The sequence below is a fragment of the Moritella sp. PE36 genome (genome assembly GCF_000170855.1).
Taxonomy (GTDB): Bacteria; Pseudomonadota; Gammaproteobacteria; order Enterobacterales; family Moritellaceae; genus Moritella.
Map to the genome: position 1 here is coordinate 38561 of NZ_ABCQ01000031.1, position 12822 is coordinate 51382.

The 12822-nt window shown below is 42.9% G+C and carries 8 protein-coding genes and 1 pseudogene; 1 reads left to right on the forward strand and 8 read right to left on the reverse strand.

Annotated features, from left to right (window positions below; all coding sequences use genetic code 11):
• Nucleotides 1–266 precede the first annotated feature (266 nt).
• The 3 genes from PE36_RS15755 to PE36_RS15765 all read right to left on the reverse strand — a co-directional run bounded on the left by PE36_RS15755 (nucleotide 267) and on the right by PE36_RS15765 (nucleotide 4270).
• Complete coding sequence (locus tag PE36_RS15755; RefSeq protein WP_006033033.1) at nucleotides 267–2864, reverse strand: LruC domain-containing protein; 2598 nt, start codon at nucleotides 2862–2864, stop codon at nucleotides 267–269.
• 5 nt (nucleotides 2865–2869) lie between these two features.
• Nucleotides 2870–3346: a hypothetical protein gene (locus PE36_RS15760; RefSeq protein ID WP_006033034.1), complete on the reverse strand. Its 477-nt coding sequence runs from the start codon at nucleotides 3344–3346 to the stop codon at nucleotides 2870–2872.
• A gap of 501 nt (nucleotides 3347–3847) precedes the next feature.
• Complete coding sequence (locus PE36_RS15765; protein WP_006033035.1) at nucleotides 3848–4270, reverse strand: lysozyme inhibitor LprI family protein; 423 nt, start codon at nucleotides 4268–4270, stop codon at nucleotides 3848–3850.
• A gap of 533 nt (nucleotides 4271–4803) precedes the next feature.
• On the opposite strand from PE36_RS15765, the gene brnQ reads away from it, so the two are divergent.
• Nucleotides 4804–6123 carry a branched-chain amino acid transport system II carrier protein gene (gene brnQ / locus PE36_RS15770; RefSeq protein WP_006033036.1) on the forward strand — a complete coding sequence of 440 codons (1320 nt, stop codon included), beginning with the start codon at nucleotides 4804–4806 and terminating at the stop codon, nucleotides 6121–6123.
• Nucleotides 6124–6158: 35 nt separating this feature from the next.
• Here the strand turns inward: brnQ and prpF are convergent, their stop codons facing one another.
• From prpF to PE36_RS15795, 5 genes and pseudogenes are all read right to left on the reverse strand, one after another.
• Nucleotides 6159–7355 carry a 2-methylaconitate cis-trans isomerase PrpF gene (prpF, locus tag PE36_RS15775; RefSeq protein WP_006033037.1) on the reverse strand — a complete coding sequence of 399 codons (1197 nt, stop codon included), beginning with the start codon at nucleotides 7353–7355 and terminating at the stop codon, nucleotides 6159–6161.
• Nucleotides 7355–9958, reverse strand: coding sequence for a Fe/S-dependent 2-methylisocitrate dehydratase AcnD (gene acnD / locus PE36_RS15780; protein WP_006033038.1), 2604 nt, complete (start codon nucleotides 9956–9958; stop codon nucleotides 7355–7357). The genes prpF and acnD overlap by 1 nt, the downstream gene beginning before the upstream one ends.
• 6 nt (nucleotides 9959–9964) lie before the next feature.
• Entirely contained in the window at nucleotides 9965–11089 is a 1125-nt protein-coding gene (gene prpC / locus PE36_RS15785; RefSeq protein WP_006033039.1) for a 2-methylcitrate synthase, read from the reverse strand.
• 394 nt (nucleotides 11090–11483) lie between these two features.
• Nucleotides 11484–12389 (reverse strand): methylisocitrate lyase, encoded by a 906-nt coding sequence (gene prpB, locus PE36_RS15790; protein ID WP_006033040.1) that lies wholly within the window; start codon nucleotides 12387–12389, stop codon nucleotides 11484–11486.
• A gap of 1 nt (nucleotide 12390) precedes the next feature.
• Nucleotides 12391–12822 (reverse strand): annotated as a pseudogene (locus PE36_RS15795) (GntR family transcriptional regulator); the annotation flags it as partial.

The window sequence follows — 12822 nt, forward strand, 5'->3', positions numbered from 1 at the left end:
GTGAATGCAATCTTAATTTAATTACGATCAACAGTACCAAATTTACTATTAATTACAAATAGATAATGATGAAAGTGAAATTTAGATCGAATGGTATTTGGATAAACAGAAGAATGTTCTGTATAGATATACAGATAGGAAGCAAGAAGGTATTAAGGCTATGCTTAACCCGTATTATAAAAGTTTCTAACCATAAAAACTCAGGGTATCCAATATGTTTGGATACCCTGAGTTTAGTTTGTCGCGATAAATTAGGAACACTGACGTTATTTTGCTTTCCCCTTGCCCTTTTTATTCTTATACCAGTCTTTTTTACTCTTACCTCGACTTGAAGCCCAATCTAAGATTTCAGGGTAATCCTGAGATAAATCCACTTTCTCTTTTGGGTGTTCCCATAGTTGCGGAATGATCATCGCCCAAGGTAAATTATCTTTGGTCTGGTAATATTTATCCGTGCTTTTATCGGTATCATCATGACCAGTTCCAAATTGTCTTTTCGATGCAAACTTCGTTGGCCGATAGCCAGGAAAATGCACTTCAATTACTTCACCATTACCCAGTTTGCGTGAAATAAAGGTATTATAAGGTGCGGAACCAAATATATTCTCATCCACTGGATTTTTTAAGTTGATGGTCACAGTAAACATAGAACCTGTGACTTTAGGGCTATTCGATTCGGTATTCGCAAATTTAAAACCTTTTGGGGCCGGTAAAGCATCTTCAATATCACCGATAATAACAAACATCGTCTGGTTACCATCTGCAATTGGCGTTAATGGAACGGCATTAGAAGGTGGCCCCATGGTTGCAGATGCAATATTGGTAATGGGGGTATTAATACTTATCTGCAGTGCGTTTTTATATGAAGCGCCCCTCGCGACCGGTTGAAGTTTAAGGATAATTTTACTTATCTGTCCGTCCACTTTGGTCTCTTCCGCATTATAATTAATCACCACATCATTAAAATCATAATCACCTTTGCTGGGCCAATAATCTTCAAACGCCATAGTACCCATCTGATTCTCCGCGGGTGAGTAAGCAGTACTAGTGACTAACGGTACAGGTACATCGGCTACTTCTAACGGCGATGTATCATAATAATTAACCTCAAGACCATCACTAAAATTATCGTTATCACTATCAGCATCTAATGGGTCGGTAAGATGAAGATTAAGTTCCTCATTATCGGTCAAACCATCACCATCGGTATCCGCCAGCGTCGGGTCTGTTGCTAACTCATTCACTTCAACTTGATCAAGTAATCCATCACCATCGGTATCCATTGAACCCGGATCTGTCTTAAGGACATTCACTTCATATTCATCTGAAAACCCATCCTCATCCGTATCTATTAAAGTAGGGTCTGAATTGTAAAATATAATTTCTTCTAAATCAGTCAACGTATCTTGGTCTGTATCACTTGATAGCGGATCAGTCCCGTAAATAGTCACCTCTTCAAAATCAGTTAACCCATCATTATCAGTATCTGGATCTGTCGGTGATGTATTTAAAATATAAGTTTCATCGCTATTAGATAACCCATCGCCATCAAGATCATCTGGATTTACAGTCGCTTCTGCACTGGGATTATTCAATGTTGCTAAGGTATTTTCTAAATCTATTTCAGCTTGCGTTTGCTGTGTTTGTACATTCAATGCATAAACATAAACATCACCCGATAAACTTTTTTTAATCTTTTTATTATGTGCTCCAACGGTAACATAGCTTTCAGAAACACCCACAGCATGCCCAAAATTATCCTGTGACGCACCGTCTGCGGCTATAAATGAAGATTGCTCCTGCCAAACATCATCAACAAGCTTGAACAGAACAACTGCTCCTGATGATGAATTCATATTTTCAGCGCCAATCACTATATGTTCGCCAACAATCGCTACTGAATTACCAAATTGATCGCCAGAAAGTCCAGCATTAGCGGTCAACTTGGCTTGATTCATCCATACATTATCTTTCCGTTTATATACGTAAACAGCCCCCTTTTTAATCTCATTATTTCCATGTGGATCATTTTCCATCCTAGCACCAATAACCGCATAATCTTTAGATATAGCGACTGATAATGCGTAATTGGCCGCACGAGTAACTAAGCCTCCTTTTAGTGTTGCTTGTTTAGTCCAAGTATCATCATAATCATCATATTTATAAATATAAGCAGAACCTTCTTTCGTCTTACCAGACTCACCATCGCCAATGATCAAGTATCCTTCATAGATACTGACCGCGGCGCCAAATTGTTTACTCTTGAATTCTGAATCAGGAATGATAGTGGTATTTAATATCCAATTAGATCCCGTACGTTTGTAAACATAAACTGCACCATCATCATTCGAGCTTCCTGGCGAAGCAATTGCCGCAAGATCGCCGGATATACTGACTGATTGTCCGAAAAAATCATTACCCGTGGCCCCCGGTTTCGTCATTTCTCTCTGCTGATTCCAGTTACCATTTTCGTATTTAAAAATATAAACAGCGCCAGTTAGTCCGCCTTGAAGCTTGCCACCGATAATGACACTCTGATCTGAAATCGCCACAACACTACCAAACTGTTTAATTGCTGTCATCGTATCTGAAATAGGGTCTAGACAACTCATCATTGACCAAGTGGATTGATTGCGTAAAAAAACACACGCTTCCCCCTGATCACTTTGTTTTCCCGGCGTGCCAACAACGATAAAAGACTCAGTAACAGCCACTGACGTGCCAAAATTAGCAAATGATTTAGTATCATCATTAGCTAGCTGACTCTGCAGTATAGGCTCAGCATTGACAGAAACAGACAATAAGCTCGTCATCAACAACAGGGTAAATAAAGGCACGTCTGAATATTTTTTTATATTAAGCATAGCGATTACTCAACTAGATAATTAATATGATTAGTTTCATCTATAGGTAGTTCAAGCTCGGCATAACTATCGCCATTAATAACGACTACCATAGATTCGATATAACTGGGGACAGGCAACGAAGTCGAAAATTTTATCGCATTGTAGATCTGAGCTTTTTCTAACAAATTGATTGGCATATTTGTATTCGGGTCCGTCGCTGAAAAAATTGAAATTTCCGTGAATCCTTGCCTCTGACTAAAAGAAATGTCAACGTTCACCGTTCTTTGCATAGCAAACGTAAAACCATCTTCGATTATAAGTTCGTCAAAAGATTCCGCTAAGTTAAGCGCCGGAACCACAGTCGGACTTGGCTCTATATCTGGGGAGGGTTCACTCACAGAGCCTGATGGGGGTGAACCGCCTTGCTCTGAACACCCCATAGAAATCATCATCAACGAGGCAGCACAACCATGTATTATCAATCGACTCAGATTACCCATTGCTCTATATCCTTTTGACCAAATTAAGTGGACGCAAGGTAAGCACCACATTTATAGCGTCACGGAAACCAACCTTTCAGTCCAACCATTAATTTTCATCTTTAATCTTTAATCTTTAATCTCAATGTTCACTTACGTGACTTACACAGCTGCAATGTTTGCGCCAATTGAAAAATATAAATAAATTAGATGTTAAAACAGAGTCAATGAAGATGTTAAGCCACGGTTTGATAAGGGGAAGCAACGAGATAGGTTAATAATACATACTAATGAATTCGCTTAGACATGCTGTCAATAAACGATAAACTAGTGTGATTTGAAATGTCTGATTTGCAATTTGCAATGCATATAGCGAAATACATATTCCAATATGCATAATGCTAATACGATTATTTCAACACAATTAAGGATTCGGATTAGAAGTAGAAGTAGAAATAGAAATAGAAATAAATACGGGGCTATCGAGGATGTATTTGATAGCCCTGTTTGACATGATAAAAGCTAGCTTAAATCTGAAGCGGTCGGTTCGGGCAGTACAGGTGCTGAGCTGTCCATATACGTTAAGTACTGTGACCAAAGTTCATAGGTACGTTGTTGGGTAAGTTTAGTTCGACAACTTAACGTCATCACAACGCGCAACGAACCATCTCTGAACATAGTAAATACCGAATCACACTGTGATTTACTATACGATTGCCATGCTGATTGTGCGATGTTGATCGACTCGACAACATGCGTATCAGCTATATATTGCGCGATACTTTTATCGAGATATAGCTTCATTTCAGCTTCAGCTTGGTCTAACTCCACTTTAGCACAGTAATTAATTTCTAATGTATTAAACGCTTTATCACAGTCTACCGATGCCGCCATCGTCGCAAAACTGCAGACACTCATAATTAAGAATGTAATTACCTTTACCATTATATTGTCAGCCTATAAGTGAATAGGCTGACAATATAGCGGTATCTGAACATTAATCCAATTATTCTATTAACTGGTTTGATTAGTTTGGCGTTCTAGACTAAATATTATTCCCCTTTTCCACCAAACCAGAAATAAGGAGTCTATAGCCCCCCCACACACAGATTAGACAACACAACAGAACCATAAAAATAAATAAATTAATACATTTAACTACAAAGGGTTTACGTGGCAGTTTATTCTTTGTATATTGAATTGGTTACCACGATAAATAACTAGGGTTCATTCATGCTTTCTTCTTCAGCTCAACAATCTACTGCTTTATACAAAGTTATGTTTGATGCTGTGTCGTGCGTAAAATCTACCATTATTACTGTCATCCGAGTCATTATTAACTAGGCTGACGCTTACTTCCGTCAGCCTGGCTGACGGAGGGATTATCTTATTTCTTTCTCATTTTTTCTTCAGCCAATCTGACGGTCCACAATAACAACGCTGACTGAGCACTGCTCAACAGCATGAGGACTTGTACATTGAAAAATCATAACTTACTTGCGATTGGTCTAATGACTTTTGCTATGTTTCTTGGCGCTGGAAATATCATTTTCCCGCCTTTTCTTGGTCTAGAAGCTGGCACACAATACCTTCCGGCTATGCTGGGATTTTCACTTACCGCTGTAGGACTTCCTTCTCTCACTCTAATAGTCTTAGGGCGACTCAGTAACAGTGGTCAGTTGACCAACGCCCTACCAAAACCGTTAGCAATTGCTTTTTGGGTCTCACTGCTTACCGCGATTGGACCTGCATTTGGTATGCCTAGAGCTGTTACTGTTGCCTATGAAATGGGGATAAAACCATTCTTCTCTGGTGATAACCTACTGCTATTTTCCATTATTTTTGTTATTGCAAGCCTGCTACTGTCCTTTCAACAAGGTAAATTAGTTCACTACATTGGTAAAATAATGACACCACTATTAATATTGATGTTAGTTGCATTGGCATTGGCTGCGGTAATCTCCCCACTAGGCACCTTAAATCCCCCCACTGCAGACTACCAATATCAACCAATTACCAGTGGTTTAATCCAAGGTTATATGACTATGGACGCAATTGCGGCGGTTGGATTTGGTTGGATTATTATTAAAGCTATCCGCGAACAAGGCTACGAGTCACCTAACGAAGTCTTTATCGCCACACTAAAAGTGACGGTAATTTATGCCCTACTAATATCAGCATGTTATTTGGCTATGGCTTATATTGGTGCTACATCTGCGTCGATTTCAGAAGGCACTACCAATGGCGGTGAACTGCTAACTCGTTACGTGGCAGAGATATTTGGTCCAATGGGTCAGTATCTACTCGCCACTATCATTATCATGGCATGCCTAACAACAACGGTCGGACTAACTAATGCTTGCGCTGAATATTACCAACAGACATTCAATTATCCGTTTGCGATCACGGCAGTAATTGCCACTTGCGTGACAGGTATCATTGCTAACTTCGGGTTAGACCAAATCCTAGCAATTAGTCTACCTGCCATAATCGTATTATGTCCCGTTGCTATTGCACTTGTGTTAACAGCCTTGTGCTTACCAACGACAAAATCATATTTACCGGTTTACGTTACTATCGTTGGCCTTACCGTGATACTTGGCGGCTTAGATGCATTGCATATTCTGGGTTTATTACCCGAGTATCTCTCGACTCCACTAACAAAGTATGTGCCACTGTTTTCTACATACGCCAGTTGGCTCCTGCCTGTTTCCGTTACAATTGCCATTAGTAAATGGCTGAACAGACAGTCCACAACAGCTAAAAATGACCAGAAGAAAGTAACTAACCTCGAATAAAATTATACATAACCCCTGCTGTACAATTGTAGGGGTTATTCACTAGGAATGCGTACCCAGCCTTCCATTAAGATACGTGCACTGCGGCTCATACTGGCTTTAGTTACCGTCCACTCGCCATTCACTTCGCTTGCTTGTGCACCAATACGTAATGATCCCGAAGGATGGCCGAAATTCACCGAATCACGCGTACCACCACCTGCAGCCAAATTAACGAGTGTACCAGGAACTGCTGCCGCTGCGCCAATTGCAACAGCCGCAGTACCCATCATCGCATGATGAAGTTTGCCCATAGACAAAGCGCGCACTGATAAATCAATGTCACCTGCAGCAACGTGTTTATTACTGGAAGACACATAATCGGCCGACTTAGCAACAAATGCGACTTTAGGGGTATGCTGACGTTGCGCGGCTTCTGAGATGTCTGATATCAACCCCATCTGCACAGCGCCGTAAGCTCGGATCGTTTCAAACATAGCGAGCGCTTCAACATCACCATTAATGGCATCTTGTAGCTCTGTGCCGGTATAACCAATATCGTCAGCATTAACAAAAATAGTCGGTATACCCGCATTAATCATCGTTACCTTTAACCGTCCACCAGCGACTACAGACTCAGGTACCAGCAAATCATCAATCAAATTACCAGTAGGAAACATTGAACCATTCCCATCGGCAGGATCCATAAATTCAACGGGTATTTCTGCCGCTGGAAAGGTAACACCATCAAGTTCAAAATCACCCGTTTCTTGCACTAGGCCGTTGCTAATTGGCACATGGGCGATAATCGTTTTACCAATATTCGCCTGCCAAATACGTACCACTGCGATGCCATTGTCTGGAATTCGGCTAGCATCAACCAAACCACTGTTTATGGCAAAAGAGCCGACTGCTGCAGATAAATTGCCACAGTTACCACTCCAATCCACAAACGGTTTATCAATTGATACCTGACCAAACAGGTAATCAACATCATGGTCGGGTTTATCCGTTGCTGACACAATCACAGTTTTACTGGTACTCGACGTTGCTCCGCCCATACCATCTGTTTGCTTACCGTAGGGATCGGGGCTGCCAATCACCCGCAGCAACAACGCATCACGCGCTGCGCCCGGTATTTGCGCCGCTTCCGGCAAGTCTTGAAGATTAAAAAAAACGCCCTTGCTGGTGCCGCCACGCATGTAAGTAGCAGGGATCTTTAGTTGAGGTGAATACGCCATACTATTATTCATTAAGCCTCACTTGATTCAAGAAAGTCCTGCGCGAAGCGTTGTAACACGCCTCCGGCTCCGTAGATAGACACTTCTTCCGCGGTATCTAAACGACAAGTCACAGGCACTTCAACAGTGTCACCATTTTTACGGTTAATAATGAGGGTTAACGCTGATCCAGGGGTCGGTTCACCGATAACATCAAAGGTTTCACTGCCATCAATCGCATAAGTTTTACGGTTGTCACCGGCTTTAAATTCAAGTGGTAGCACGCCCATACCGACTAGGTTGGTACGGTGAATACGTTCAAAACCTTCGGCAACAATCGCTTCGACACCCGCCAGACGAACTCCTTTCGCCGCCCAATCTCGTGAAGAACCTTGGCCATAATCGGCACCTGCAACAATAATCAGTGGTTGCTTACGGTCCATGTAGGTTTCAATCGCTTCCCACATGCGCATTACGTTCCCTTCTGGTTCAACACGCGCTAATGATCCCTGCTTAACTTGGCCGTTTTCTAACACCATTTCATTATTTAGTTTCGGGTTAGCAAACGTCGCACGTTGTGCTGTAAGGTGATCACCACGGTGGGTGGCATATGAGTTAAAATCAACTTCAGGTAAGCCCATCTTATCTAAATAAGCACCTGCTGCACTATCCAGCATAATGGCGTTAGAAGGTGATAAATGATCGGTCGTAATATTGTCACCCAATACCGCTAGAGGACGCATGCCTTTAAGACTACGCTCACCTGCTAATGCCCCTTCCCAATAAGGTGGTCGGCGAATATAGGTACTCATTTTACGCCAGTCATACAGCGGATCAATTTGATCACCGTACTCAACGCTACACTCGATATCCTTGCTAAACATCGGGTTGTAGACTTGACGGAATTGTTCTGGTTTGACACTCGCTTTAAGCACTTCATCAATCTCTTCATCGCTAGGCCAAATGTCTTTTAGGGTGATGGCATTACCAGCTTGATCTAAACCGAGCGTATCACGTTCAATATCAAAACGGATGGTACCCGCAATCGCATACGCAACCACTAACGGTGGCGAGGCAATAAAGGCTTCATTGGCATGTGGATGAATTCGGCCATCGAAATTACGGTTACCAGATAATACCGCGGTAGTATACAGATCACGATCCAATACTTCTTTCTGAATAACCGGGTCTAACGCACCACTCATGCCATTACACGAGGTACAGGCAAACGCGACAATACCAAAACCAAGTTGCTCTAACTCTGGCAATAAATCGGCTTCTTGTAGATAGAGTTCCACCGTTTTGGAACCCGGCGCCAATGAGGTTTTAACCCAAGGTTTACGGGTTAACCCAAGCTTATTGGCGTTACGGGCAATCAAACCTGCAGCAATCATATTGCGGGGATTACTGGTATTGGTACAACTGGTGATCGCCGCAATGATCACTGCACCGTCAGGCATTTTCCCCGGTACATTTTCAACTTTACCGCTGATACCACGCTTAGCTAATTCAGACGTAGGTACACGGTTATGTGGATTTGATGGACCAGCAATATTTCGGCACACTGTCGACAAGTCGAACTTAAGCACCCGATCATATTCAACGTTGGCTAAGTCATCAGCCCACAAACCGGTTTGTTTGGCGTAGGTTTCCACCAGCTTAACTTGATCGTCTTCACGACCCGTTAATTTAAGGTAATCAATGGTCTGTTCATCAATAGAGAACAATGCAGCAGTCGCACCATATTCCGGTGTCATATTCGAAATAGTAGCGCGATCACCTAAGGTCAGATGCGGCACACCGTCACCATAAAATTCCAGATAACTTGAGACGACTTTCTGGGCACGTAAGAACTCGGTCAATGCTAAAACGGTATCGGTTGCTGTCATACCTGCTGGTGGTTTACCTGTCAGTTCAACACCAACGATCTCTGGTAGACGCATGTATGACGCACGGCCTAACATTACGCTTTCAGCTTCAAGCCCACCCACACCAATGGCAATCACCCCCAAGGCATCAACCATCGGCGTATGGCTGTCTGTACCAACTAAGGTATCAGGAAACGCCACGCCGTGAAGGGATTGGATCACCGGTGACATACGCTCTAGATTAATCTGATGCAAAATACCGTTACCAGGCGGGATCACATCGATATTCTTAAAGGCTGTTTTAGTCCAATTAATAAAGTGAAAACGGTCATCGTTACGGCGGTCTTCAATGGCACGGTTTTTTTCAAATGCATCAGGGTCGAAACCTGCATGCTCAACAGCCAATGAATGGTCAACAATCAATTGCGTTGGGACCACAGGGTTAACCTTGGATGGATCGCCGCCTTTCGCCGCGATCGCATCGCGTAAACCGGCTAAATCAACTAATGCGGTTTGACCTAAAATGTCATGACAAACCACACGCGCAGGAAACCAAGGGAAATCAAGATCGCGCTTACGTTCAATAAGTTGTTTTAAAGACGCCTCTAATGCGTCAGGTGCGCAACGACGTACTAAGTTTTCGGCAAATACGCGTGATGTATACGGCAAGGTTGCATACGCACCCGCTGTAATGTCATCAACCGCTGCACGGGTATCAAAATAATCCAGTTCACTGCCGGGTAAAGGTTTACGATAGTTAGTATTCATAGTCCATTATCTCTCTGAAATTGGTGTTACAACTCTTGGCTCTGCACCAATATAATCTGCACTAGGGCGAATAATACGGTTGTTACTCCGCTGTTCCATCACGTGCGCAGCCCAACCAGTTAAACGTGAGCAGACAAAAATCGGGGTAAATAATTTAGTCGGGATGCCCATAAAATGATAAGCAGAGGCGTGGAAGAAATCCGCGTTACAAAACAGTTTCTTGCTATCCCACATAAACTCTTCACACGCCACCGAGATATCGTATAACGCGGTATCACCGTGTTCGTGAGCCAGTTTTTCTGACCATTTTTTGATGATCACATTACGCGGATCGGAAGTACGGTAGATAGCATGACCAAAGCCCATGATTTTTTCTTTACGTTCAAGCATGCCTGCCATCTGCGTTTTCGCATCTGCTGGTGAAGTAAACGTCTGGATCATGTCCATCGCAGCTTCATTTGCACCGCCGTGCAGAGGCCCACGTAAGGTACCAATCGCCGCTGTCACACACGAGTACATATCCGATAAAGTTGACGCACACACACGCGCAGTGAAGGTTGAAGCATTAAATTCATGCTCGGAATAAAGGATCAGGGATACATCCATCACCCGACGATGTTGTGCTGACGGTGTTTGACCACGCAATAATTTAAGGAAGTGACCAGCTAGCGATGCTTCATCCGTCGTACAGTCAATTTCCACACCATCATGAGAATAACGATACCAGTAACACATGATTGCAGGGAACGCAGCAAGTAGACGATTCGCCGCTTTATTTTGCGCTGAAAAATCAGTTTCAGGTTCAATGTTACCTAAGAATGAACAGCCCGTTCGCATGACATCCATAGGATGCGCGTCTGCAGGGATATGCTGTAACACTTCTTTTAAAGATTGCGGTAAATCGCGCAGGGTATGCAATTCAGCTTTGTATGTTTCAAGCTGATCAAGCGTCGGTAATTCACCGTTAAACAGTAAGTAAGCAACCTCTTCGAATGTAGAATTTTCGGCTAAGTCTGCTATGTCATAACCGCAATACGTTAAGCCGCTGCCTGATTTACCCACCGTACATAATTTTGTTTCACCTGCGCTTTGACCACGTAAGCCTGCACCTGATAGTTTTTTATCTGTCATAATTATTCCCTTAATTAATTTCAAACTGTTAATAGCAATCGATACCCAAGTTACTTCAAGATGCTATATCAGAGACGAGCAGGGATATCAGAACAAGGCGCAATATGTAGAGAATGGTTATTCCATTTTCAAATATTGTAACGCTGTGCTGTTATTCCAGCTCGCCTCCCGCAGGGCAAGCCGAACGAAGGCATCTTCGGCGTTATGACGTCTTGATTTAGAATAACTAAATCCTCGACTTCATGCCTTGAATATACCCTTCATTCGGTTTGCTGATTATGCATATTGAAGTAGCTTGGGTATGCATCCTAAAACCTATAATCCTGCAACATCCTGCTTGCTATTATTTGTCCGATTTTTGAATTTTTGTTTCACATTACTTTAATCATAGCGGTTATTTATTCTTGCCTTCCGAGAACAATACATCCAATTTTTGCTCGTAGTCGTGGTAACCGAGATAATCGTATAAATCCATACGCGTTTGCATCGTATCAACCACGGCTTTTTGGTCTCCATCAACCAGCAAAGTTTTATAAACTAATTCAGCGGCTTTATTCATCGCGCGGAATGCGGATAATGGATACAACACCATGGCACAACCCCACTCTCCGAGTTGCGCTTTATTCCATAACTCGGTTTGCCCAAATTCTGTGATATTGGCCAAAATAGGCACATCTAACGCTGCCGAGAATGCACGGTAATGCGCTTCTGTTTTCACCGCTTCAGCAAAAATACCGTCAGCCCCCGCTTCAACATAGGCTTGTGCTCTTGCTATCGCCGCTTCCAAGCCTTCTTGTGCGAATGAATCGGTACGCGCCATAATGAAAAAATCAGCGTCAGTACGCGCATCTACAGCAGCGCGGATACGATCAACCATCTCTTCTGTCGACACAATTTCTTTATTGGGACGATGGCCACAACGCTTTTGTGCGACTTGGTCTTCTAAATGCACCGCTGCCGCACCGGCTTTTTCCATATCTCGAATGGTTTTAGCAATGTTAAAAGCCCCGCCCCAACCAGTATCAATATCAACCAGTAAAGGTAGGTTAGACGCGGCGGTAATACGCTGCACATCAGCGATCACATCATTCAATGACGTCATGCCTAAATCTGGTAAACCGTAAGACGCATTCGCCACACCGCCACCAGATAAATAGATCGCCTGATGGCCTAATTGTTCAGCCATCATCGCGCAATAGGCATTAATCGTACCCACTACTTGTAATGGTTTATTATTAGCCAGGGCTAAACGGAATTTAGCGCCGGGGGATAAGCGCTGAGACGATGATTCTGTAGACATATTATTTCTCTCCTTGAACTGATGTGGTGCCTGTCTTTAATTCTGCGGCTAGTTGAAGTGCAATTTTACTTTCAATGTTTTTACGTGAAGCGGCGATATGACGGCGCATCAGCATTTCGGCTAACTCTCCATCTCGATCACTGATGGCTTCGATAATCTGGGCGTGTTCTGAAAAAGCGCGGCTGGCTCTGGAGCTGTGCATACCAAACTGACAGCGGTACATACGCACTAAATGATAGAGCTGACCACATATTAATTGAATAAGTTGCGCATTATGACTGCCCAAGATGACTTTATAATGAAAATCTAAATCACCTTTCTTCTTGATAATAAGCAACGCCATCTTTCAGTGCTTGTGACGTCGCGTGTTGATTAAGCATGGCCTTCATGTCGACAATTTCAGCATCACTCATGTTCTCTGCTGCTTGTCTGC